23 protein-coding genes and 1 pseudogene are annotated in these 24,326 nt (G+C 57.7%); 14 read left to right on the top strand and 10 right to left on the bottom strand.

Going from position 1 to position 24,326, the window contains the following annotated elements; translation table 11 throughout:
- Together WBG04_RS12080 and WBG04_RS12075 are read left to right on the top strand one after the other, a co-directional pair.
- Nucleotides 1–120 (top strand): annotated as a pseudogene (locus tag WBG04_RS12080) (IS30 family transposase); the annotation flags it as partial.
- 126 nt (nt 121–246) lie between these two features.
- Complete coding sequence (locus WBG04_RS12075; RefSeq protein ID WP_424314686.1) at nt 247–984, top strand: PEP-CTERM sorting domain-containing protein; 738 nt, start codon at nt 247–249, stop codon at nt 982–984.
- Nucleotides 985–1,458: 474 nt separating this feature from the next.
- Here the strand turns inward: WBG04_RS12075 and WBG04_RS12070 are convergent, their stop codons facing one another.
- Nucleotides 1,459–2,592: a hypothetical protein gene (locus WBG04_RS12070; protein WP_424314685.1), complete on the bottom strand. Its 1,134-nt coding sequence runs from the start codon at nt 2,590–2,592 to the stop codon at nt 1,459–1,461.
- 307 nt (nt 2,593–2,899) lie between these two features.
- Between WBG04_RS12070 and WBG04_RS12065 the strand changes: the two genes are divergently transcribed.
- The gene (locus WBG04_RS12065; protein WP_424314684.1) at nt 2,900–3,526 is read left to right on the top strand and encodes a suppressor of fused domain protein; all 627 of its coding nucleotides are present in this window, start codon (nt 2,900–2,902) and stop codon (nt 3,524–3,526) included.
- Nucleotides 3,527–3,545: 19 nt separating this feature from the next.
- Here the strand turns inward: WBG04_RS12065 and WBG04_RS12060 are convergent, their stop codons facing one another.
- The 3 genes from WBG04_RS12060 to WBG04_RS12050 form a co-directional block, all read right to left on the bottom strand.
- Entirely contained in the window at nt 3,546–4,490 is a 945-nt protein-coding gene (locus WBG04_RS12060; protein WP_424314683.1) for a class I SAM-dependent methyltransferase, read from the bottom strand.
- Nucleotides 4,487–5,719 carry an MFS transporter gene (locus WBG04_RS12055; protein ID WP_424314682.1) on the bottom strand — a complete coding sequence of 411 codons (1,233 nt, stop codon included), beginning with the start codon at nt 5,717–5,719 and terminating at the stop codon, nt 4,487–4,489. The genes WBG04_RS12060 and WBG04_RS12055 overlap by 4 nt, the downstream gene beginning before the upstream one ends.
- Nucleotides 5,720–5,865: 146 nt before the next feature.
- Nucleotides 5,866–6,759 carry a LysR family transcriptional regulator gene (locus WBG04_RS12050; protein ID WP_424314681.1) on the bottom strand — a complete coding sequence of 298 codons (894 nt, stop codon included), beginning with the start codon at nt 6,757–6,759 and terminating at the stop codon, nt 5,866–5,868.
- Between the two features lie 130 nt (nt 6,760–6,889).
- On the opposite strand from WBG04_RS12050, the gene WBG04_RS12045 reads away from it, so the two are divergent.
- Nucleotides 6,890–7,852 (top strand): sodium-dependent bicarbonate transport family permease, encoded by a 963-nt coding sequence (locus WBG04_RS12045; protein WP_424314680.1) that lies wholly within the window; start codon nt 6,890–6,892, stop codon nt 7,850–7,852.
- An 87-nt stretch (nt 7,853–7,939) separates the two neighbouring features.
- Here the strand turns inward: WBG04_RS12045 and WBG04_RS12040 are convergent, their stop codons facing one another.
- Nucleotides 7,940–8,455: a YhcH/YjgK/YiaL family protein gene (locus WBG04_RS12040; protein WP_424314679.1), complete on the bottom strand. Its 516-nt coding sequence runs from the start codon at nt 8,453–8,455 to the stop codon at nt 7,940–7,942.
- 132 nt (nt 8,456–8,587) lie between these two features.
- Here WBG04_RS12040 and WBG04_RS12035 point away from each other — a divergent pair, with 132 nt between their 5' ends.
- On the top strand, nt 8,588–9,199 hold the full coding sequence (locus WBG04_RS12035; RefSeq protein ID WP_424314678.1) for a hypothetical protein: 612 nt from the start codon (nt 8,588–8,590) through the stop codon (nt 9,197–9,199).
- Between the two features lie 40 nt (nt 9,200–9,239).
- On the opposite strand, the gene WBG04_RS12030 is transcribed toward WBG04_RS12035, so the two are convergent.
- Nucleotides 9,240–9,950 (bottom strand): hypothetical protein, encoded by a 711-nt coding sequence (locus tag WBG04_RS12030; protein WP_424314677.1) that lies wholly within the window; start codon nt 9,948–9,950, stop codon nt 9,240–9,242.
- A 398-nt stretch (nt 9,951–10,348) separates the two neighbouring features.
- Between WBG04_RS12030 and WBG04_RS12025 the strand changes: the two genes are divergently transcribed.
- From WBG04_RS12025 to WBG04_RS12005, 5 genes are all read left to right on the top strand, one after another.
- Nucleotides 10,349–11,755, top strand: a complete 1,407-nt coding sequence (locus WBG04_RS12025; RefSeq protein ID WP_424314676.1) for a hypothetical protein — start codon at nt 10,349–10,351, stop codon at nt 11,753–11,755.
- Between the two features lie 161 nt (nt 11,756–11,916).
- A complete protein-coding gene (locus WBG04_RS12020) occupies nt 11,917–12,447 on the top strand; it encodes a glutathione peroxidase (RefSeq protein ID WP_424314675.1) in 531 nt (176 codons plus the stop codon).
- Nucleotides 12,448–12,646: 199 nt separating this feature from the next.
- Entirely contained in the window at nt 12,647–13,168 is a 522-nt protein-coding gene (locus WBG04_RS12015) for a hypothetical protein (protein ID WP_424314674.1), read from the top strand.
- 18 nt (nt 13,169–13,186) lie between these two features.
- The gene (locus WBG04_RS12010) at nt 13,187–14,536 is read left to right on the top strand and encodes a Gfo/Idh/MocA family protein (RefSeq protein ID WP_424314673.1); all 1,350 of its coding nucleotides are present in this window, start codon (nt 13,187–13,189) and stop codon (nt 14,534–14,536) included.
- A 56-nt stretch (nt 14,537–14,592) separates the two neighbouring features.
- A complete protein-coding gene (locus WBG04_RS12005) occupies nt 14,593–15,324 on the top strand; it encodes a hypothetical protein (protein ID WP_424314672.1) in 732 nt (243 codons plus the stop codon).
- 102 nt (nt 15,325–15,426) lie between these two features.
- Here the strand turns inward: WBG04_RS12005 and WBG04_RS12000 are convergent, their stop codons facing one another.
- Nucleotides 15,427–16,176, bottom strand: a complete 750-nt coding sequence (locus WBG04_RS12000) for a hypothetical protein (RefSeq protein ID WP_424314671.1) — start codon at nt 16,174–16,176, stop codon at nt 15,427–15,429.
- Between the two features lie 56 nt (nt 16,177–16,232).
- On the opposite strand from WBG04_RS12000, the gene WBG04_RS11995 reads away from it, so the two are divergent.
- Nucleotides 16,233–17,714: a flippase activity-associated protein Agl23 gene (locus tag WBG04_RS11995; protein WP_424314670.1), complete on the top strand. Its 1,482-nt coding sequence runs from the start codon at nt 16,233–16,235 to the stop codon at nt 17,712–17,714.
- 173 nt (nt 17,715–17,887) lie between these two features.
- On the top strand, nt 17,888–18,715 hold the full coding sequence (locus WBG04_RS11990) for an FAD:protein FMN transferase (protein ID WP_424314669.1): 828 nt from the start codon (nt 17,888–17,890) through the stop codon (nt 18,713–18,715).
- A 29-nt stretch (nt 18,716–18,744) separates the two neighbouring features.
- Here the strand turns inward: WBG04_RS11990 and WBG04_RS11985 are convergent, their stop codons facing one another.
- Together WBG04_RS11985 and WBG04_RS11980 are read right to left on the bottom strand one after the other, a co-directional pair.
- Nucleotides 18,745–19,338, bottom strand: a complete 594-nt coding sequence (locus WBG04_RS11985; RefSeq protein ID WP_424314668.1) for a transposase — start codon at nt 19,336–19,338, stop codon at nt 18,745–18,747.
- Nucleotides 19,339–19,489: 151 nt separating this feature from the next.
- Nucleotides 19,490–20,482: a lysylphosphatidylglycerol synthase transmembrane domain-containing protein gene (locus WBG04_RS11980; RefSeq protein ID WP_424314667.1), complete on the bottom strand. Its 993-nt coding sequence runs from the start codon at nt 20,480–20,482 to the stop codon at nt 19,490–19,492.
- A gap of 57 nt (nt 20,483–20,539) precedes the next feature.
- On the opposite strand from WBG04_RS11980, the gene WBG04_RS11975 reads away from it, so the two are divergent.
- Nucleotides 20,540–20,794 carry a hypothetical protein gene (locus WBG04_RS11975; RefSeq protein WP_424314666.1) on the top strand — a complete coding sequence of 85 codons (255 nt, stop codon included), beginning with the start codon at nt 20,540–20,542 and terminating at the stop codon, nt 20,792–20,794.
- On the opposite strand, the gene WBG04_RS11970 is transcribed toward WBG04_RS11975, so the two are convergent.
- Nucleotides 20,766–22,130 (bottom strand): MATE family efflux transporter, encoded by a 1,365-nt coding sequence (locus WBG04_RS11970; RefSeq protein ID WP_424314665.1) that lies wholly within the window; start codon nt 22,128–22,130, stop codon nt 20,766–20,768. The genes WBG04_RS11975 and WBG04_RS11970 overlap by 29 nt on opposite strands.
- Before the next feature lie 125 nt (nt 22,131–22,255).
- Between WBG04_RS11970 and WBG04_RS11965 the strand changes: the two genes are divergently transcribed.
- On the top strand, nt 22,256–24,326 hold a 2,071-nt coding region (locus WBG04_RS11965), incomplete at its 3' end, for a DEAD/DEAH box helicase (protein ID WP_424314664.1).

Genomic DNA, 24,326 nt, shown 5'->3' with positions numbered 1-24,326 from the left:
TCACAACGCGAGTGCACAAGAATTGCTGAGAAGTTGAACAACCGACCCCGAAAACGCCTTGGATTCAAGACTCCAAACGAAATCTACTACGGCATATCTCCTGTCGCGCTTCAAAGTTGAAACTAAGCGGCCAAACACCTACCCAATCTTGTGAAAGGCTTCAAAATATCTGCGTTGGATATGTTTCGATCTGCTATCGCTTCAATTTTCCTTATCTCTTTTACAGCTTCCGTCCAAGGCGTCACCGTGTCGACCAGCGCTGCTCATTACTCAGCGGGCGTTCAGGACGGTAGTGATTCGGACAGCGATTCGACGACGGCCATTTCCTCGACTGTCGACGCCTCTGCCTACTCGAACGCAGGTGGCATCCTGAACGTGAGTGCCAACACAAATCCGGTCGACATCGCGCCATTCTTGACCGTTGACCCTCCACCTCCTTTTCCAACGCCATCAGGTGTGGAAACTGCCATTGCCACCGCCCGATGGGAAGACACGATCACCAACAATACCGGGACCCTGGTCGATTACCGGTATATCTTTCATGTCAGCAACCCCCGTGTCGGCATCGCCGGCAATGCCGGAGACTTCGCCGCATTAACCCTGAACATTTCTGTCAATGATGTCTCGGTGTATTCGGCCTTCATCCATCTGGATACCAGTGGCCTGACGTACGACCCTGTTCTGAATCCACCTGGCTTCGTCGATGCCAACAACGCCTTTTTCGCCTCCTTTGATGCCTCGGCGTCCCTCGGAACCTTCAATTCAGGTCAATCCTTCACCCTCGCCTACGATCTCAAGGCCTACGCCGAAGCCGGCGTCCAAGATGAATTCAATGGGGTGTTCGCCGCCGTTGGCGATCCTGCCTTCCCCGAGGGGATTCCTCTCGAAGTCATTGCCACCCCGGTCCCCGAACCGACTCAGGCGATCCTGCTTGGCATGGGTCTAGCAGGTATCGGACTGCGGCGCAGGAGACGCGATGGCTAAGATGCCGCAATAGGCACCCCTCCTCCGATTTTTTGGTGTCCAGATTTTCAGGTGTCAGCAGTTTTCAGGTTTCTGTCCCTTTACGATCATGGCATCATCAACTGATCCCCGGTCGGAAGGAAAAGCCTCCGAGACAGCCTTTTTCAAGTGCTCGTCAAGCAAAGGTGGAAGATCTTGCTGACCTCACTTTTCATTTCGGGAGCCATCGGGGGGATCGCCATCACGAAGCTCCCTACGCTGAATCTTCAATTGAAGGAGCTTGAATGACAAGGTCCCTTCAAGGATGAAGAGTGCCGAAGTTTACAAGGCACCCTCGACCGTGGTGTAGCGGCCGATAATTTCCAAAATCGTCTCAGTCCAAACACCGCCAACGCCGCTCCGGCCAGACGGCTGGGCAACCAGTATGATGCCTCTGTGAATTGCAATCCTTGGTGTCCTTGCCGGATAGGCACTCGCACCTACCCTACCATTCGATCAACTCTTGAAGGACGCCAGCTCCGCCTCCCCGTCTCCTGTGAGTTCGAGGATGTAGCCCACGTTTGCCCCAAAGTACTTCAGTGCTCGTTGCTGTGCAATGCGGACACCACCTTGCTCGAGCGCCACTCTCACCGCATGATAGGACGCATCACCCAGAGCAATTTTGCTTCCCGTAACCAATCCGGGCTTCGCCATGACCAAAATGACACCACCATTGGCTGTCGATGCGATCAGTAGCTTGTGATCGGAGATCGTATAGGCCTGGGTCGGCCGGACCGTGAATGCATTGAAGTTGCGTTCGAACGCATACATCGCTTTGACCTCTTGGGGGCCCTTGAAGTCGGCCAACCGCTCCGGAGGACCACCGCTTGCCTTGGCGTATCCGCTTCTTTCAGGCACGGGTTCCTTGCCTCGATCAAGGTTCCAGACTGAGCCGAGCTTATCATCAAGATTTGAAACAATCGCCTGCGCAGCGCGATCGGCCGCTTCGGCATACCCCTTCCGCAGACTCAATGGACTGGCAGCAAACTCGGTCACGGTCCGCTGCTCCAGCGGACTTGCTGCGGCGATCCTCCCTTCGGCTAGAATCTTTCCCGAGGCGGAAAGCTTCCAAGTCCCATAGATGGACGGACTAACGAGAACCTCTCCATCACGCTTGCCGCAACGCACAAGCCCGTAACGCGTGATTTTCAGTGAAATTCCATTGGGTGAAGAAGATGAAAGACGGGAACGAAAGAAGGAATGCTGGTTCAGGCGCTTCTTCAACGCATTCGAAATAGACGCCCCGACATCGTTTGGTGTGATGCTCCGAATCTGACCAAAGGAAGCACCGTACTTCTCTTCAAAGTCAGAACTCTGAGCCTCAATGATCCCCTCTGCGATCAATTGCGCTCCTGCATTCACCGCCGCACCGGCAGCGAAGCTCCCTCCTCCCACGATGAGCAATGGGGCTTCTGCTTCTTCATTCCCAACCGGATCCGTGTAAGCACCCCGCTCAGTCACCGGATTTTCAATCGCAACCGATGAGAGTGCCGCTTTCTGACCCTCCGACCAGGTTGGAGGCGCGGACACACAGGAACAAAGGGCGGAGAAAATCATCAGTGATCCAAGCTGCAACGATAGCTTAAGCATCACGCATGAACAATCCTGTCACTCCTCACCTGTCAAGCCAGCGCATCGCCCGCAACCCGAACGGCAATACTGCAAAAAGATCGGCAAATCAGATTATACGTCTTCCATGAAAGTAAGAGATAATGAATACAATCTAAAATTTATCTACTATCGACAACAGTTCTCACATTCCCAAAATCAGCCTTCCAAACACTTATCCCCGGCATTTGCCTGACTCACGGACGACAGGCATTCATGCGGAGCCAGGCTGGCATCCCTCGTTTACGCCGTTTCGAATCTTTACCCATTCACCTTTCCCCCCAACCCCATGAAGGATGAGTCATTTTACGCGGAACTCTTTCGCTCGATCCACGAGCGTATTGGCCCGATCGACGATACCGACATCGTGCCCTTTGTCGGTTTTGATCGTAGCGGAATGATCCGGCTTTCATCGGTCGGCCGCGATCGAAGTGGTTTTGTTACCTACATCACCTGCGAACTGGCAACGAGGGATGAGCAACGACTGGCTGGCTTGGGCAACTATGAATTCATGATTTCCTGTGATGATCAATCATGGGCCAGGGAGGTTCTTACCCAGATCGGAAGAATGTCGTTCAATACGGCGTTCGAAGATGGCCATGCCATCGACTTGTGCGAAGCTTTCGGATCGGACTTCCCCATGGCCGGCTTGCTTGTCGAGGAATTCGCCAAGACTTCAGTGGGTGACCGGCCGTGCGGCATATTCCGAATTCATGGCGTGACCCGCACGGAGCTGGACTACTCCATCCGTTTCGGGACGAACAAGCTGCTTGAAGCGTTCAAGACAGCCGGGCTTTACCCGCATACGACCGTTAGGCAGAGGCGGTCCTTGGTCGAAATGCCTCAGACCTTGCTGCGCATGCCAGCGGGTGCAGTCCCACCATCCCGCAGAGCAAGGGCCGTTTCATCTTCCTGACGAGCGCTTTTCTTGAGGCTCATGCGGGTGGAATAAAGATCATGCACTTCAGGGCACTTTCCTGATGAAGGTCCTCAAAGCCATTCGCCCTGGGGAGACGAAGTTCGAGCCGATAGCCGGGGAGCTGATCGGTGAGAAATGCTTCGTTGAGATGAGGAGCGTTCAGGCAGGAGAGGATCCGCGTTTCTGAGTGGGTGAGCTCGGGAAGGCGGCGGAGAACCTTCCCGTAGTCCTTCTCGGCAACGAAGCTTCCCGGCTGGTTGGATGGAGGATCGATGACGATGATATCGTACGGAGCACCCCGTTTGAGTTTCCCCCATGACTTGAACAAATCGTGAGCGTGGTAGCTGGCACGGCGACACCTCTCGGAGTCGAAATTGAGGCGGTGATTTTCTCTCCCGCTTGCCAGAGCGCTACTCGCCATATCGAGATTAATCACCGACTCTGCCCCACCTGCGATAGCCGCGACCGAGAGCGAACAGGTATAGGCGAACAAGTTCAGAACCCGTCTGCCCGAAGCATTTTCCCGGATCCAATCACGCCCCGGTTTCATATCGAGAAAGAAGCCGTGGTTCTGATTGCGATGGAGATTGAGATGATAGCGGAGCCCCGACTCGCAAGCGATGGGGTCATCGGGCAACTTTCCATGGACCGTTCGTTTGGGCGCACCGCGCAGGTGCCGTTCCTGTACGACAATGGCGGCGACTTCCGAAGCCTTCGACGCAGCCTCGATCAGTTGGTCTACCATTGGATGGTTGGCTTCCTTCTCCGCATGGAAAGTCACAAGCAGCGTGGGTGCGAACCAATCAATGGCGACGTGCTCAAACCCTGGAAGACACCCGCCACGACCGTGCATCAAACGACAACTCTCCCGGCCTAAGCTATCGAGATGAGGGAGTTGCACCATGGCTGGCTTGAGAATGAGATGCCCGACCTGGAGAAACTCGGATGGACCCGGGCTCACTCGGATCCGTGATTGCTCGGAGCCAAGCTTGGAAGTCGATGACTTACTCCGATGAGGAGGAAGATGCACGCATAGGCGAAAGGGACGAGATAAAAGGTGTTGCTCAAGCTTCCTGAAAAATTCCCGAGGTATCCCATCAGAAAGGCAAAGACACCGCAGCCAGGCACCCCGGCGCACGAAAGCAGGATGAGCAGCATCGTGCCATCCATTTGCGGAATGCGGTCGGCGGCATCGCTCTGGATGCTCGGCCAGAACGGAGCCGTTGCCAAACCGGCTGCGAAGAGCAAGGCGTAGAACAGTGGAAGGCTGCTCGCCGAAGGCAGACCAAGAGTGACCGCGGTGCCAAAAACGGCAGCGATCAAAATGGCTCGTGTTAGATGCCGCTGAGGGACCCAAACACCACAAGCGAATCGACCAATCACCATGGCGAAAGCGAACAGGGCAACCCCCAGGCCACCCGCAAACGGGGAACCAGCGAAGTGCAATTGAATGTGACTGGCACTCCAGAAGGTCAGACAGAACTCACCGCCACCCGCGAGAAACATCGCCGCGTAGTAGAGCCAGAAACGCGGAAAGCGAAGAATCTCCACAGCCCTTGCAAAAGTGGTTCTCCAAAGCACTCCCTTCCCCACTTCGGGGTAGGCATTCTGAGACGAAGCAGGCCACAGGATCATCAGGCCGGCGACGCCACCGACGACGGCAACGACCGCCACGATCACACGCCAGGAAATCTCAAGATCCAGCAACCAGCCCGCCATGAGCACGGTGACGAGCACCCCGATTGACCAGAAGGCGTGTGTCACATTCACGTATCTCCCGGACTCCTGCGGATGCAGATTCTGGACGAACGGTGTCGCGAGGCCTTCAATCACACCCTCGCCGAGGCCTGCCAGCAGAAGTGCAAGGAAGAGGACGCCATAGGTCGGAGCCAGGGCACAAAGGAAAACACCGATGGTCATCAGCAAGACCGAATACCCAAGCGTCCGCCGGGTTCCCCACTGCCCGGCGATGAACCCCACGAAGATCATCGCGACCACCATTGCCACAGTCCTCCCAAAATGAAGGGCTCCACCCGCCGTCAGCCCGCCGTCTTCAAGAGAAAACCCGAGGTCTCCAGCCAGTTCGACCAAACTGACCGGCACAATGACTGAACCTGCCGCGTAGGCAAAGAAGGTCAGGAAGGCGGCATGATCGTATCGGCCGAAGCTCAAGGATTTTCCAGATGACATCACTCAGTTTCGATTCTCTCGGTCGCTATTTCGGAGCAGGGAAGGTGAAGGCAGGACTTCATCAAAGAGCAATTTCCCGAAACCTCGTGAAGAGACAGCCGAACCGACTCGCGCCCTCCCGTCGGGGCAGACCAAAATGATCGCACTCACGCACTGGATGCCTCCTTCGCCTTCGCCAGAAGTGCTTCCGCGAGAACATTTGGAAAGCGGCGACCCGGCGAGATCGCGTAAAAATTCTCATGGATGTCGGTAAAGCGGTGATGCTCGACAAGTTGTTTGCGTTTCAGCTCACCGGCAACGACGACCGGTGGCACCAGTGTCAATCCGCCACCTTCCCGAGCAAGCAGACGCAGCATGGCCATATCATCCACTTCGGCCGCGATCACCGGGTGGATCCGGTGGCGCTCCAGGACCAGATCGAAAGCCGCGCGCAGGTGGCTGTCGAGAGAAGGAAGCAACAAGGGCGTCGTCGCCAGATCACCGGGAAAGGAAAACTTCTTCCCACGACCAAGCTTCTTTCCAACAAGTGAGACAGGCTGTTGCTCAAGAAGATGGCTGCTTAGCTTGCTGTCGACATCCCGACGAACCGGTAGGTTGGAAAGGACGATATCAAGAGTGTGGGATTTGAGTTGGGACAAGAGTTCACTGAGGTTTCCCGATCGTAGAACCAACTCCACATCGGCACGACCGATGAAGGGCTGCAGGCAGGACAACTGGAAGTTCCGGGACAGCGTCGAAACACAGCCCACCCTGAGCACCTGTCGCTTTGCATTCGGCCGACTTTCGAGCACACTTACCAACTCTTCCCCAGACTTGAAGATCGTCTCCGCATACTGCAAGGCGATCCGACCCGCCTCCGTCAAAACCAAGGACTTCTTCTCCCTCAGAAAGAGAGCCTGGCCGAGGCTTTCCTCCAGTTGCTTAAGCTGCGCACTGATCGCCGATTGGGATACGCCAAGGTTGTGGGCGGCACCGGTAAGCGTCCCCTCATGGGCGATCGCACGGAAATAGCGGAGGTGGTGGTAGTTCAGGAAGCTCATCTATCGTTCTTAAAAACCGAACGATATCCCAAGAAACATCTATTGGAAAGAACAGACTGATTGGGTCTAGGATCCCCCCGCTTTCAGAAATCGGAAGCGCCTGATCTCAAGCCAATACCCCACAAACGACATGGACATCCTTACCGCCATCCTCAATCCAGGAGTGCTCTTCTTCATTCTTGGCTTCGTCGCCATCATGCTGAACTCGAATCTCTCGATCCCGGATCCGATCGTGAAATTCGTCAGCCTCTACCTGATGCTCTCCATCGGCTTCAAGGGAGGTGTCAGCCTCTACCACTCGAGCCTCTTTGGTGACGGCATCATGATCATCGGGATCATCCTCGTCATGAGCGCCGTGGTGCCGATCTACTCCTACTTCCTTCTACGGAAGAAACTCGGTGTCGCCGATGCCGCAGCCATCGGCGCGACCTACGGCTCCAATAGTACTCTAACCTATATCACGGCGGCGGGTTTCCTGACTTCCCTCGGAGTCGGCTACGAGGGCTACATGACCGTCGCACTGGTCGTCATGGAAACACCCGCGATCATCCTTGCCGTGGTCATGGCCCAGATGGCGCTCAAGGGTCAGGCGAAGAAATCGACCCGGCTTGTGATGAAGGAGGCGCTGACGGATGGCACCTTGCTGGTGCTGGTGGGGAGCATGGTCATCGGCTACCTGCTGACGGCGCTGGGCAACGAGAAGTCGCCGCTCTCGAGCTTCATCGGTGGTGACATGTTCACTGGGATGCTGGTGTTCTTCCTGCTCTACATGGGCACCCTGGTCGGAAAAAAGTTCAAGGAGATGGATGCCTTCCCACCCGTGCTCATTGCCTTCGCCATTCTTGCTCCGGTCTTCAACGGAGCGGTCGCGCTGCTCCTCTGCAAGCTGTTCGGCTTCGAGGCCGGTGATGCCTTGCTGCTCACCATCCTCTGCGCCTCATCCTCCTACATCGTGGCCCCGGCGATCCTCAAGGACACGCTGCCTCAATCGAATCCGGCCAAATACCTCACGATGAGCATGGGCATCACCTTCCCCCTGAACATCGTCCTCGGGATCCCGGTCTACTGGTGGATCATTCAGAACTGGCTGTAGAGCTCACCAAGTCGAATGCGGGTGGTCCAGACCCGCCATTTGGTGAAGCCCATCCGCTCAACTCCGGCTCTGATGTAGTCCAAACCATCAGAGCCGGACTTTGATCACGACTTTTCTAACAAACTCCGAAAACCCGACATGAAGACCCGGCCGGTGGCCGTCCGACGGCAGGAAAATCGCCACATCTCCCGCCTCGAAGCACAAGCGTGATCCACCGTCAAAATCCCCGAAGTAGAGCATGTCCCGCTGCGGGGACAGGTCTTCCTCCAACTTCAGGCTCGCGGTCTTTGCCACATCCATGCGTTCTTCTCCTGCAAGAATGAGTTGCACGTCGGCCCATTCACGGTGGGCTTCCCAACGAACCTCCGCTGGCTCCTTTGTCCGGTAAGCCTCTTCTATCAGAAAGATCCCATCGGAGATCTCGATTTTTACAGACTCTCCCTCCTTCCGCGAGAAGGCCCCAAGTCTTTCTTCGCTTCCGTCGGTGAGATAACGCGAGACGAGCCCATGCGCCGCTTCCCAACGGCCACCTTGCGGCCACTGATCCCTCAATGCTTCTACTGCTCCGAAAATTGCCATGCTCCAAGCTCCCAGTTTCCTCATGAGCTGACAAGCCCCGGCCCAAGCAATGACACCCTAACAGTAGCCACCAAATCGCTTTCAGAAAGCGGTTCGGACGCCTGAAATCAAGCGCGGCATTGACGGAGGCAATTCGAATCACCTAGCTTGAAAGCCATGAAACTTCTACTGCTGCTCCTCCTTCTTCTTCTGCCCTCGGTTCATGGAGCGGAGAAAAGCCGGGAATGGACGGATTCGCAGGGAAGAACTCTCACGGGCACGCTTGTCGGCAAGGATGACCTTCATGCGGAAGTGCTGCTCAAGAATGGTAAACGCGCGAAGCTGCCTCTGAAGAAACTTTCCGAAGAGGATCAGGCCTATGTGGCCGATGCGGATGTCCATCCCGAGCCGGAACTGGAAGTCCGAACCTCCAAAGCCACGGGAGATGGAGGAAAATACAATTTCGATATCCGAGGAATCGATGTCACCCTCGAGAATTCGCACGAACGGCCCTACAAACTGGTCATCATCTGGCTGGGAAGAAGCGGATCCCAAACGGGTATCTTTGTCGCGGAGGAATCCGATATCAGTGAGGACGTCGTGCGCAAAAAGTTCGGGGTCACTTATGATTGGAAGACCCACGCCGACAACGACTACGCGAGAGACTACAGCGGCTACGTGGTTGGACTCCTTGAGGAAACGGAAGGGGGTGGACACTGGGTCGCTTCGGCAGTTAGCATGAAGCCTTACAGACGCTTTCTTGACCAATATCTCGCGGAGAGGAAGTAGCCATCCCGGCCCTTGGGGGCGTGCACCGACTGCCCGGCATTCAAGCGATCAACATCAGGCGCGGAAGATCGCCCGGTAAACTGTTCGGGGCTCGATGAATGCAGGGAGGCACCGGACAGCCCGGATAATCGACCGCGATTCGCCACAAGCTGCCGAGGCCAAACGAGAATACCTTGGCACCGGGAAGCGCCGCGTAGTGGAGGTCATAGCAATGGTCTGCCAGATACCTTCGGAAGCCCGCATCGTCACCACCTCCATAATCCTTCAGAAGAGCCAGTCTCTTCTCGGGATCATCGACGTGGCGAAGTGCGCGCTCATTCCGCAAACCCTCGCTCGAAGGACCAAGGTAGGTGCACAGCCAGGTGTCCGCCTCGGCCGTCGCCCGGTCGGCGTGAAAGGAATACACATCCGTTCTCAGCAGACCCGGATCCTCGTCGCGTGTATGGCCGATCACCCCATTCAGCTCGGGTGCCAAACCGAGTGAGCTCAATCGCTCCAAATCTCCGAGCATCGCATCAAGCGCCAACTTTCCCTCTGGGCTCAAGTCGAGCGTGCTCAAGATCTCCTCATCGAGCGGGTTGATTCCCCCCTCCAAATCCAGTTTTCCCAAAACCTCGCCGAAGTCCCCAGCCAGATTCCGCTCCCAGCAGAGGGCATTGACTCCGTCCTTGAATGGAGTCGCAAGCAACTCCTCAAAACTGGCAACCCGCCGCACGCGGTCGTTGTCGTCGGGAATGCTGCATGGCGACATGCCATCTCCTAGAACCAAAATCGCAAACGAGCCAATTCCAATATTCCCTCGGGTGGATCGACGAAGCGCCAAGGAGGACATCAGGCATTCACTGGATTGATACCCGAAAACCTTAAACTGAAAATCTGCCCTCACGCTCCCCGAATCACGCCATCCATTAGGTATTTTTTAAAAACTCATCCTGCCTGACCGGAAAAGTTGTGATGAATTCTTATGATTCCCGCCCCCCTCCGCACACCCACGCAGCCTTCAGGAATAAAATAATAACCCTCCAAAGACAGTCTGCTGAAACATGATGCATCATGCCCGCGTTTCTTATCAAGTTATCCGAATTATTACTTTTCGGAGAGCGATTTCAGGCCTATTCATAGGCGGAATTCCCCAACCCTATCAAAGTCATGATGAAACCATCTACGAAAGCACTGCTACTCGGGCTCGCTGTTGCGATGACCCCCGCCCTCCGAGGCGAAGATTCCTCCGCTCCGGCGGTTACCACGGTCAAGGCCGATAAAACCACGAAACTCCTTGATGCCAGCTTTGATTCCCTCGCCAAAGTGCTGGAAGATTCTCGTCTGCAAGTCGTCGAAGCAGAAAACCAGCGCAAGCTTGCCCTCGAAGAACTCGATGCGCGTCGCAAAGCCCACGCCGAAACCCAACGCGAACTTGCCGACCTGAAAAGGCAACTTGCCGCCACTCAGAAGAGCGAGGCAAACTGGAAGAATGAGTCCGAAAAACTTGCCAAAAAGCTGGCGGCCGGAGAAGAGGCTCACGCAAACCTCGCCAAGTTCCGCGACCAGATGGCCAACACGCTTGAAGAGTTTGCTTCTCTGAAAGGTGACATCGCTCAAGTCCGCGGTGAGCTTGAAGCACCTGCCGAACGGGTCGCTCTGCGCAAGCAAAACGCCAACCTCATTGCCGAAAATGGCAAGCTCAAGAAGAACCTTCGCGATACCAGCCAACTGCTCGCCAACGAGCGCAAGCAGCATGCGGATGTCCGCGAGCAGCTGAGCGCCACCCAGCGTGAAAATGCCATTCTCGGCAATACCGTGGCCGATCTCGAAAAGAACAACCTCAAGCTCACCGCCCAGCTCAAGGAAAACACTTACGCGCTCAGCGCCGCCAAAGCAGACAGCCAGGAAGCGATCCAGGACTCGGCGATGCTCGAGAAGGTCGCTGCAAGGCTCCAGCACGAGCACTCCAACATGGCCAAATCATTGGCGGAAGCCAACTTGGCACGTGACCAAGCGCAGCAACAGCTCGCCAGCGTCGAAGCGGCCCGCAAGGCGGCCACCGAGAATGCCAGCCAGCTCGGCGCCAAGCTGCAAAGCGCCAATACCGACCTCGACGCCCTGCGCCGCGAGAAAGCCGACTTGGTTCAGAACATCGGAAAACAGGCCAAAGCCCTGAAGGATGCCGAAACGAAGGCCAAGTCCGTCAGTGCCACCGCCTCCGAGCAGCAAAAGCAGATCGCGGCACTCCGCACCGAAGCAACTCGCAGCAAGGACGCCCTCTCGGCCATGGATCAATCCAGCAAAACAGAGATCACCAAACTCCGCGAAGAGCTCAGCAAGTCGAACGCCGCCATGATGGCCCTCGAAAGCGACACCCAGGAGCTGCGCAAGATTTCCGGGCTGACCACCGAGCGGCTCAAGCAGACCAAGCAACAGATCCGAGCCATCGAAGAAGAGAAGCAAACCTTAAGGGAAGCGCTCAAAAAGCGTGAATCCGAGATCGCCCAACTTCAGGCCAGCCTCGACAAGGTCCACTCCAAGGAAACCGCCAGAAACGGCGAGACTGCGGAGTAAGCCCTACTCCGATTTTTTCCAAGCCGTTCTTCCGAAAGGGAGAGCGGCTTTTTCGTCGGCAGAAGAATCCGGCCTTCGATCCGCTGTCAGGGCGGAACTGCCTGCCAGACCCAGCGACCTCTCCACTTGCAGAGCGGGGAATCTCTTCTAGTCTGCGGAGAATGAAACTTCTCTGCACCCTCTTCAGCGCCACAACTCTCATCGCCGCCGCGGCCGATCTCACCGAGATCCCGTTCAAGACCATCAAGGACGAGGACAGTTCGCTTGCCGACTATCAAGGCAAGGTGGTGCTTGTCGTGAACACCGCGTCAAAATGCGGCCTGACCAAGCAATATGAGGGACTGGAAAGCCTCTACCAGAAATACAAATCCAAGGACTTCGTGGTCATCGCCTTCCCCTGCAATGACTTCAACGGCCAGGAACCCGGCACCGCCAAGGAGATCCAGAAATTCTGCAAGACGAAGTTCGACGTCAGCTTTCCCCTGATGGCCAAAATTCACGTCAAAGGAGAGAGTCAGCACCCCCTCTACACCGCCCTGACCGGGCCCGAGGGTGCTTTCCCAGGAGACGTGAAATGGAACTTCGGCAAGTTCCTCATCGGCAAAAATGGCGAACCGATCGCCCGCTTCGAGCCGAAACAGACTCCGGAGAGCCCCGAAGTCGTCGCCGCGATCGAAAACGCCCTGGAATAGGCAGAAGAATTCCCCACTGACCCTCCCCGTTTCGAGGGAAAAAAGGCATGCTGAACCGCACAATTCCATCAATCCTGAGGCTCCCTACAAAACATGTCGCAAAATCACGGTAAACTTGTGTATTTTGGCGGACATTTAGGAAAGAGTGGCGGCGTCACCGCGTAACATTCGCTCCCCACACCAAGCTGCCTCTACCAACATGAATTCTTCCGAGAAACCCGACACCCTCGCCCTCACCTACGCCGCCCTGCTGGCACGAGTCTGGCTCGCAGCGCGTGCCGTCCAGACCGGAGTCGAGAAATTTGCCACCACCACCCAAATCGAGCGATTGACACTTGTCGATGGCGAGCCGAACGAATTTGGACTGATGGAAACGGTAACCGTCAAAGCCTACAAGCTCGATGCCTACAAGGGTATCCCGGATGCGATGGAGGCGACCTTTTCGGATCAGCCGATGATCCCCGGGTTCATGCTTCCGATCTACAATGCCGTGCTTGGCCCCGCACTGATCATTCTGGGCCTCACCATTTTTCTGGGAGTCGCCAGCCGCACCTCTCTATTTGCGCTCGGCCTACTCTATATTAGTCTCACCTGGGGGCTTATTCTTGTAGGAACCCCAGGGCAGGCCGGCGTCGCATGGCTCGGCACTCACATGCTGATCATCATCGCCGCCCTCGCCCTTCACCGCCACAACCGCTTCTGCATCCTCAAGAAGTGGTAGAACCAAACTGCTACGACCATGAGCCAAGATCCATCCAATCAAAGCCGCCGCAGCTTCCTTACCCGGGCCGCCGGTGCCGGAATGGTGCTCGGTGCTCCCGGCCTTCTCAAGGCCGCCGACCCAAGTTCAGAAGACACCCTCAACGTCGCCCTCATCGGCTTCGGTAAGCAGGGCGAAGTCCTCTTCAACTGCCTGCGGAACATTCCCGGCCTCCATTTCCAAGCCGTCTGCGACATCTCGAACTGGAACCGCAAAAAGGGCATGAACCAGGTCCGCGCCCTCCAGGGAAGCGTTCCAAAAGGCTATGTGGACGTCGACGAAATGCTCGCCACCGAGACCGATCTCGATGCCGCAATCATCGCGACCCCCGACTTCTGGCACTCACCGCACACCGTCAAATGCCTCGAAGCCGGCCTGAATGTCTACTGCGAGAAGATGATGTCCAACACCCTCGATGGCGCACGGGCCATGGTCATCGCGGCAGAGGCTTCCGGTAAACTCTGCCAGATCGGACACCAACGCCGAAGCAATCCACGCTATCGCTACATCTTCGATCAACTGATCAACGGCAACAAGATCTGCGGTCAGCTGACCAACATCAATGCCCAGTGGAACCGCTCGCTGGGCGCCTCTCAGGACATCGGCGGTGAGAAGCTCGCCAAGGGCATCATCGTCGAAGACGAAATCCTCAACAAATACGGCTTTGAAAACATGCACCAGTTCCTGAACTGGCGCACCTACCGCGACCTCTCGGGTGGCCCCATCTCCGACCTCGGCGCCCACCAGATCGATATCTTCGGCTGGTTCCTTGGCACCCAGCCGAAATCCGTCTTCGCCTCCGGTGGCAATGCCTACTTCAAGGATCGTGAGCATTTCGACAACGTCATGTGCATCTTTGACTTCGACACTCCCCAAGGTGAAGTCCGCGCCTTCTATCAGGTGCTCACCACCACCAGTGCCGGTGGCGGCTTCTGGGAAAGCTTCATGGGCACCGAAGCCACCATCAAGGTTTCGGAAATCGCTTCGAATACCGCCATCTATCGCGAGGATGGCGCCCCTTCATGGGACGACCTGGTCAAGCGGGGCTACCTCAAGAAAAAGCCCGCTCCACCAAAACCTGAGCCTTCGGCCGATGCCGTCGCCTCATACGCCTCCGCAGCACCCGAAGAATTCGACCTGCCGGGTGGCTTCAACAAGCCCGCCCACCAACCGCACCTCGAAAACTTCTTCGCCGCCATCCGTGGCGAAGCCACTCTCGCCTGCGACGCCCGTCACGCTTTCGAAAGCGAGGCCCCCATCTATTGGGTCAATCCTTCCGCCCTCGAGAAACGACTCATCGAATTCACGCCCGAACAACTCTCCGTCTAATTGGGTCAAGGGTCGACAACCCCTTCGCCAACACCTAGTAGAATCCTCATCTCCACATGAAAGCATCCACCATCCTCACACTCGTCGGCATTCCAGCCGCCCTGATCATCTCAAGCTGCAAGTCCGAAGACGGCGCGGCCCCTTCCGACGCCGCACCCGCCGCTGATGCGGGCAGCAGTGCAGCTGGCGGAACAGTCGGCGGCGTCCTTCTCGTCAGCGAACTGCCACCCGAACTGATCGAGGGCACTCCCACCGCGATGAAGGTCCCCAACCTTCTTCCAGCACCAAGCGCCGCTCCCGAGTTCCTCGTTCCGGAGGGAACCGAGCTCCTTTCCGCAGGCAAGCCCGTCACCGCAAGCGACGATCTCCCGCTCATCGGCGAGCTTGATCTGATCACCGACGGCGACAAGGAAGCCGGCGAAGGCTACTTCGTCGAAATCCTCGACGGCACCCAGTGGGTCCAGATCGACCTCGGAGCCAGCGCCACCATCAACGCCATCTGGGTCTGGCATTTCCACTCCCAGAAGCGCGCCTACAATGACGTCATCGTTCAAATCTCCGATGACCCGGAATTCGCGACCGGCGTTACCACCGTCTTCAACAACGACTACGATGACTCCTCCGGTCTGGGCAAAGGAACCGACCGCCCCTACGTCGAAAGCCGCTTTGGTCACATCATCGACGCCAAAGGTGCCAAAGGCCAATACGTCCGCCTCTACAGCGCCGGCAACACTTCCAATGACATGAACCACTACATCGAAGTGGAAGTCTACGGCAAGGCAGACTGAGCCCAGCCCCGTTTCAATCTTACCAAAAGCCGGTCCCGCAAGGGCCCGGCTTTTTTTGAAGCATCGACATTCCTCTCGATGAAACAATCCGGACGACGACGCTCAACCCTTTCTTCTCCCCAATCTCAAACGGATCCGGAACAAGGCCGCCAGCATGTCCCACGCATCGCTCCATGGATGCACCCGGCTTCCACCCTTGCGTGCCCAGTTCACCGGGACCTCATCCCACGTAAAACCCGCGGCCGACAATTCGGCAAGCAACTCGGCATCGAAGGCCAGCCCGTTTTCCTGCAGACGCTCGGCGATCACACGATATTCCCCGCCCTTGATCACCTTCGCCCCGCACTGCGTATCCTCGGATTTGACCCCGACAATCCAGCGGCAGGCCGTAAGAAAACCATAGTGCCGCAGCTTTCGCAAAAAATCCTCATCCACCTGGGTCGACTTCGTGTTCTTCCGAATCGCGATGGTCGAGTTTCCCGAAGCCTCGGCCTTCTCAATCAGGTCAAGCATCTCACCCGCACCCACGCTGCCATCGGCATCCACAAAGGCATACCATGCCGCTTCCGGCTCCAAGGCCCAGGCCTCCCGTACCACCGAGCCTTTGCCGTAGTGCTTCTCCGCAAAATGCACACTCACCCGCGCGTAGTTCATTTCGAACTCGCGACACAGCCGCTGCAGCGCCTCCTTCTCACCGAATCCAGACCCGTCGTCGGCAATCACCCACCTCACTTTCGAAGCACGCCCACTCATGGCATGCGACAACTCACGCCCGAATGCGCGCAGCCGCACCGAATCCTTCCAAACCGGTGTCACCAGGATCGTGGTTGCCTCCCTATCTCCTTCCGCCATGATTCCCGGACCGTGCTGCATTCCCACCAACTTGCACAAGCTTTTGCCATCAATCGATGAAAAGCCTCTTCCTCATCATCTGCTGGCTCGGAATCTTCGGCATCGGAGCCCAATTGCGACTCGATGATTTGTCATCGCGTCCCTTCCACGCCGATGAAGCCACCGGCGCCAAAATCACCTCCATGCGCCTCGAGGCCGGAACCTACATTTTTGATCCCCTCCACTACCACGGCCCCATACTCAGCGAGCTCGGCGCCATCGCCGCACGCATCGCCGGCGAGGAAAAGTGGAGCGAGCTCAACAAGACTCCCCTGCGCCTCGTGACCGCCATCACCGGCTGCCTGCTCGTCCTGCTGCCACTGCTGGGTGTTCGACGTTTCGGCCACCCGCCAATGCTCCTCGCCGCCCTCGCCTTGGCAATGTCTCCGCTACTCGTCTACTTCAGCCGGATGTACATCCACGAGATACTCCTCGCCTTCTTCGGAGTGCTCGCCCTGTTCCAGTTCGCCGCCCGCAAATGCTGGTGGCCCGCCGGCATCTGGATCGGCCTGATGTTTGCCACCAAGGAAACCTTCGCCATCAGCATGATTGCCTGGTTTGCCGCCGGCATTCTCACCTTCTTCATCTGCAAGGATCGCCCGACGATCAAATCCGCCATCATCACGATCTGGAAACCGCTCCTCAGCGTCGGCCTCATTGCTCTTGCCGTCTCGATGTTCTTTTACACCGACCACTTCACCCGCTGGTCCGGTGCCGTCGATGCATTCCGCACCTACTTCGTCTACAAGACCGTCGAAGGCCACGACAAACCCTTCTTCTACTACGCCACCCCGCTTCTCCTTCCGAAAAATGCCGGTGGCCTCTGGTGGTTCGAAACCCCGCTGATCATCGCCGCCCTCGCCGCCTTCATCGGCAGCTTCTTTTCAAAAAGCATGCGCCACGACACCCGCATCGCCATCCGCTTCCTCGCCTTCGCCGCCGCCTTCCACTTCCTCATCTACAGCCTCATCGCCTACAAAACCCCCTGGCTCGCCCTGCTCCCATGGGCCCACGTCTGCCTCCTCGCCGGCTTCGCCGTTTTCCTCATCCCTAACAAAAAGCCCATCATCGCCGGAGCCCTCGCCCTCACTTTCATCCCCCTCTGGTTTCAGGCGAGAAAGGCCACCGGCCGCTACGCCTCCGACGACCGCAACCCCTACGCCTACGTCCCCACCGCCGGAGATATCGAAACCCTCGAACCCTGGCTCGAATCCATCGCCGAGGCATCACCCGACACCCCCATGGAGCCCATCGCCATCATTGGCAGCGAATACTGGCCGCTTCCCTGGTATCTCCGCAAATACTCCAAAATGGGTGCCTGGCCCGAAGCCCCCCCCAGCCTCGAACGTCTCCCCGTCATCTTCGCCATGACGGATCTCACCGATACGCTGATCGAAACCCACGTTCCCATTCCCCGCGGCCTACGCACCGACACCCCGATGATCGTCTGGATCCGTAGCGACTTCTGGGACGCCTCCGTCAATCAACCCAATCCCTGAAATCACCTCATGTTAGAGTTTGGACCAGGATGGATTGGATGGATTGGATTTTTCAACACCTCCAAACCCTTACCTCAATCACCAGCAACCCAAGCTGCCTTTAGCCTATCCATCCTGGTCCCAGAAAAATTCGCGTCCATTCGCGTCCATTCGCGGTTAAAACACCTTATCCAGTGACCTCCCTCCCACCATCCCATCACTTCGAACACGAAGCGATGAAGACCACCTTCACCCTCAGGATCTGCCATCTGGAGCGCGACCACGCCGCCTATCTCGCCCATCAGGCCTTCGAAGAAGTTGACCGCCTCGAAGGAAAACTCAGCCGCTACATCGAAGACAGCGACATCGCCCGCATCAACTTCATGCAGGCCGGCGAGACCCTCTACATCACTGAGGAAACCCACGCCTGCCTGCTCCTCGCCCTCGACTACTACGTCAGAACCGGCGGCCTCTTCGACATCACGCTCGGCCGCAGCATCGAGCACCGCAAGGAAAAGCACGAAGGCCCGCCACCCGCCATTGAAGGCAGCCTCATCATCCACCCCGACCGACCCGCCGTCACCTGCCAGACCCCCGGCCGCGTCCTCGACCTCGGCGGCATCGGCAAAGGCTTCGCCCTCGATCGCCTCAAGCAACTCCTCATCGACTGGCAGGTCGAGTCCGCCCTGCTCACCGCCGGTGCCAGCACCCAGCTCGCCTTCGGCGAAACGGTCTGGCCCATCGAAATCATCGGCGCAAAAGACCGGCAACGCATCGATCTCCAGAACGCCGCCCTCAGCGCTTCCGGAACCGGCATCCAGGGGAGTCACATCATCCACCCCGACGGCGACGAACAGAATCTCCCCTGGAAACACGTCTGGCTCATCGCTCCCACCGCCACCGCCGCCGACGTCTGGTCCACCGCCCTCATGCTTCTCCCCGACCCTGAACTACTAGACTTATCAGAGATCAGCATGCTCTTCACGGAAGATGAATCGGGCATCGGAGCGCGTTCATTCTGAACGCTGCGGCTGATGGACATCCTGTCCATCTACTCACCCTCACGCTCCCAAAGCGTAAACATCCCCTCCCTCAACTTCGCCTTCCCCGGATTCCTCCGAATGTATCTCATCACATTCGAAAAATGCCCCGCATCCCGAATCAACGTATCCCGATAATTCCGTTGCCAGATCGATCCCTGCCCCAACAGCCGAGCCGAGTGGCCCTTCCACCCCTGAATCAATTTCTCCATCGGCACCAACGGACTGAAAAGCACATGCACATGATTCGGCATGATCACCCAAGCTTGATGCTTCACTCGTTCACCCTCGAACCGCATCAGACAATCCTCCAACACCTTCCGCGCCTCAGCCTCCGCAAAGAGACACGATCCCATCCCACGATCAAGCCACCCCTCGATCTTCGCGCTGAAGCGCCGATGGTATTCCTCGCGCAGCTCATCCGTCCAAGGCTTCGGATGCTCCACCATCCATCGATCACGCTCCTCCCTCCATTCCCGCATCAGCGATAACGGCAGCGCATCGCCCAGCCGAAACGTCACAAACTGCATCGTCATTCCCTGCTGCCAATGAGGCAAATCCTCACCAAATTTACGAATCCCCCCATCCCGATCCATGAAGTTCATGTGAACACCTTAAGAGGCAGAAAACACCACGGCAAGAGGAAAGGGAGCGCCGCAAACGGAGCGCGTTCATCCTGAACGCTGCGGCTGATGGACATCCTGTCCACCTAGCCACCGGGCGACAGAATGTCACCCATCCTAAGTTGACAACATGTCAACGCTCCATCGCCCCCTTCAAGCTCAACCCGCGCGCTTTCAAAATCCAAAGTCCCGCGCCGATGATCCCGACAGCCTGAACCACGTGCATCACGATCGAATACGAAAGCGCTTCCTCCTTCCCCACCGCATAGAGCGCCAGCGCCCCCACGCAACCAAACTGAAAGGTCCCCAGAAACCCCGGCAAACCCGGCACCGCCACCGCGAGCGCGATCAGCACCATCACCGTTACCCCCGCCCATAGCGGCAGATCCAGCCCCATGGCGTGCAGTCCGACTTGATAAAAGACAGCAAGCTCCAACCACATCACGATCGAAGTGATCACCACCACCGCCAACTGGCCAAAGGTCCGGATCGCCTTCAAGCCGGTGAAAAATTCATCCACCAACTCATGAAGCTTCGCCTCCAACTTTCCGCGAAACACCAATGAGATCACCTTCTGTCCCAACTTCGTAAACGCCGCCGAAAACAAGTAAGCCAAAATCAAACCAACAATCCCCACACCGCCGACCACCCCCAACAAGCTCGCCCCCGCGCCGAGCCATTCGGGCGGAGCCTCCCAGTGACCGACGCTCAACCCGAGGATCACCACCACGACAAGGGCATCCATGATCCGTTCAACGACAATGCTCGCCACCCCCGCCCCGAACCTCACCGGCTCCCAGCGACTGAGTACCCAAGGCCGAGCCACCTCACCCGCCCGGAAAGGAAGCACGAAGGAAGCCATGAACCCAAATACCGTCGCTTCCAAAAGACTCTTCAAAGGAATCTCTCTCCCTTCCGGCAACAACCACTTCCAGCGCCAGCTTCTCAGCAGGAAATTCAGTGCCAGAAGAATCACCAACAGCGGAAGAAATCGGTAGTCGGCTCGCTTGAACCCTTCCGCCACCTCGTTCCAATCAAGGCTCTTGAACAACCAGCCCAGGACCACGACGACAAAGACCGCACTCAGCCATTGAAGTCCTCTTGATCCGGTTCTTGTTTCGCTCACTTGACACGAAGGCAACGCAACCGAGACTCCGAATAACAGGAAAAAGCATTTCAAGTCATGAGCGAAGCCACCAAACCAAGTTTCAGTATTCCTTCAATCCTCGCGATTGTCGCCGCCATCGCCAGCTTCTTTCAAGGTGCCACCTTTGGCCTCATCCTCGCGGTCATCGCCATCATCTTCGGCATAATCGGCGTGCTGCTTTCGCTTTCCGTCAAAAAACGCGGGGGCATCGTTAGCTTCGCTTCGGTCGCCGCCGGCCTGATCGGCATCATCGCCGCCATCATTAAGGCGATGCTTTATATGTTTGGCTGAAAGCCGTCTTTCGCCAAACTCGCACGCTCAAGGCGATCGCCGCGAGCGTCAGTCCGCTCGTGATCCCCCACCACATGCCACTCACTCCCATCCCCCGCGGGATGGCCAGGTACCAGCCAAGCGGGACCGTCGACCAGAAAGCGCACACGGCAATGAAAGCAGGTATCTTGACGTCGTTCAGCCCACGCAGCGAACCGACCGAGACAATTTGGAGCATGTCGCTCAACTGAAAAGCGGCGCCGATCAGCAGCAAGCCAGCGGCCACCTTACGCGTCTCCGGGTCACTGACAAACCAAGCGGCGATCTCTTGGTTGAAGAACAGGAACGCCGAAGCACTGAAGCAGGTGAAGATCATCGCCAGCGAAACTCCGCTGATGTAGATCGGCCTGAGTTCCTCAAAATTCTTCGCACCGAAGGCTTCCCCCATCCGCACTGTTAGAGCCATCGAAATGCCGAGCGGCACCATGAAGGCCGTGCCCGCACAGGTGATGGCCACCTGGTGGGAAGCCAGCGCCGTCTCCCCCAAGGTCCCAATGATCAGGGCCGCTGCCACGAAGCCTCCGACTTCCGCCAAGAGATGCACACTGGCCGGAAAACCGACCTGCACGAGGTCCTTCACCTCCGCCCAATTCGGGGCCCGGAACCAGCGCAGCGGCACCCACTCCCGCAGCTCCTGCCCTTTCACACACCACACGATCAGGCCAACAAAGCCAAAGCTCCGCGCCAGCAGAGTCGCCACGCCCGCCCCGTCCAAGCCCATCGCCGGCGCACCCAGATTGCCGAAGATAAAGATCCAGTTGAAACCCGCATTCAGCAACACGCTCCCGAGAGTGATCCAGAACACAGGCCACGGCCGATTCATCGCATCGGCATGATTCTTCACCGCCATCGACATCATCGCCGGAATCATCGACAACGAAAGCCACAGAAAATAGTTCGGCATCTCGGCCAGCACTTCCTGCGGCTGACGAAAAATTCGGAGATAGGGAACGGAAACAAAGGCCGCCACCACCGTGATCAGTCCCAACGCCAAAGCAATCTGCAGACCATGACGCAGTGCCGCCCGCGCCGCTTGGGGATTCTGCGCACCCCGCGCCTGGGACACACGAATCGACACCGCCATCGTCATCCCAATCCCGATCATCATCGGAATGTAGATCAGGGTGTTGGCAAATGCCGAAGCCGCCAGCTCGGTCACCCCCACACGGCCGATCATCACCGTATCGACCACCCCCATCAGCATGTGACTCAGCTGGCCAACCACCAGCGGCAAGGCCAGCCGCCCCGTCTGCTTCCCCTCGCGCAGCAGTGATTGAAATGGAGAGAGGCGGTTCATGCAGGCGGACTGGCAGAAGAGAGCGGTGCACCCACGAGGTCAAGCTGCGGAATGACAAGCTCGTCCGATTTGACGAAATCCCAACGCTCGACGCCTCGCCCGGTCCGTTCTTCAATGTCACGCCTGTGGCCGACCACCCCGACATCCGACCCCACCTCGAAAGCGAATCCCTGCTGGATCGCTTCGAAGACGAAGTCGTCATGATCGGCACCAAACTGAAAGGCAAAGTCCGCGCCCTCCGCAGCGCATGGGAAGAAGGTGAGCAGTTCACCCTCAAAGCCGACGTCGCCGGCGAAACCTGCGAAGTCATCTTCTGGCAGGAAGGCTCCAACTGGACCTTCGAAAGCCAATGCACCTGCGAAATCCGCAGCTACTGCCCCCACGCCGCCGCCCTCCTCATCGTCGCCACCAAACCCACCAAACTCCGCGACTTGATACAGGGGAGCGGGGGCGTCCCGCCCCTTTCGTCAGCAAACGCCTCCCCCAGTGGCATGACCGTCCCGGTCATGAACCCCAGCGGTCCAGACCGCCTTGAGAACCTCACCCCCACCTTCGAACTCCAAATCACCCGCGAGCCCACCGAATCCAAAGTCGTCCGCCTCCTTCTCCAGGCCCTCAAGATCCCCGACCTCGGCGAATGGGTCGTCGCCCGTCCCTACGCCATCTACGGCAAACATCGTACTCCGCTCGGTGGCAAACCCGGACTCCGCGAACACCCGCTTCCCGATGGCTCCATCCTGCTCCGCGACACCGCCGCGGAAACCAATGCCATCCTCCAACTTCAACAAGCAGGCCTCGCTTCCCTCGGCTCCCACGCCCAGTACCGTTTCCTCCTCGCCCTGGAAGGAAAGAATCCATCATCTTCCATCCACCATCCACCATCCGCCTCCACCCTCTGGTTCCCCAACCCCGCCCACGGCGAACTCGCCCAGTACTGGCCCTGGCTCCGCGCCACCGGCACCACCATCCTCGAAGACTCGGGTTGGACCGTCACTTTCGATGACAACATCGGCCACGAAGTCATCGATCTCGACCCCGACGCATTCAAATACGTCCTCGAAGACGACGGCAGCGGCTGGTTCCACCTCTCCGTCGGCTTCGATGTCGGCGATGAAAAACTCGACCTCCTCCCGATCCTCGCCCAACTCCTCGATCAAGGCGCCAGCGACATCACCCTCGAATTCCCCGCCCAAGGCAACTTCCTTCACCACCTCGACGACGGCCGCGCCCTCAATCTCCCCGCCGAGCGCATCCGCAAGATCCTCAAGCAGTTCTCCGCCCTCATCGACCCGCGTCGCTTCAAGGGCTCCAAACTCAAACTCCACCCCCTCGACGCCGCCACCCTCTCCCACACCGACCCCGAACGCTTTCACCCCCCGGAAAAACTCACCAAACTCATCGAGTCTTTCAGCGGGAACCTGAAAACCGATAACCGGAAACCAGTAACCCCGCCCGGCATCCAAGCCGAGCTCCGCGACTACCAGAAAGCCGGCTTCGAATGGCTCCAGTTTCTAACAAACCACGACCTCAACGGCATCCTCGCCGACGACATGGGCCTCGGCAAAACCCTCCAAACCATCACCCACATCCTTGCCGAAAAGGAAAGCGGTCGCTCCCAAGGCAAACCGACTCTCGTCATCGCGCCCACCTCCGTCGTCCCCAACTGGTATGCCGAAATCAAACGATTCGCTCCCGCACTTTCCGTCCTGATCCTCGATGGCCCGCAGCGGAAAAAATACTTCCGCTCCATCCCCCACGCCGACGTCATTTTAACATCCTTCGCCCTCCTCCAGCGCGATATCGACAAACTCAAGGCCTACACCTACCACCTCGGCATCCTCGACGAGGCGCAGTACATCAAGAACCCCAACGCCAAAGTCGCCAAGGCCGCCTGCGAACTCGACGCCCGCCACCGACTCTGCCTTTCCGGCACCCCCGTCGAAAACCACCTCGGCGAACTTTGGAGCCTCATGCGCTTCCTCATGCCCGGATTCCTCGGCGGCCAGGAGCAGTTCAACCGACAGTTCCGCAAACCCATCGAAAACGAAGGCGACCTCGACAAACAAGCTGCCCTCAAAGCCCGCGTCGCCCCGCTCATCCTCCGCCGCAACAAAACCGAAGTCGCCAAAGAGCTCCCTCCCAAAACCATCCTCGTCCACCCCATCGAGCTCAACACCGGCCAGAAGGACCTCTACG

The organism is Haloferula sp., assembly GCF_049672945.1.
Lineage (GTDB): Bacteria > Verrucomicrobiota > Verrucomicrobiia > Verrucomicrobiales > Akkermansiaceae > Haloferula.
This window is presented reverse-complemented; position numbering and strand designations above follow the sequence as displayed.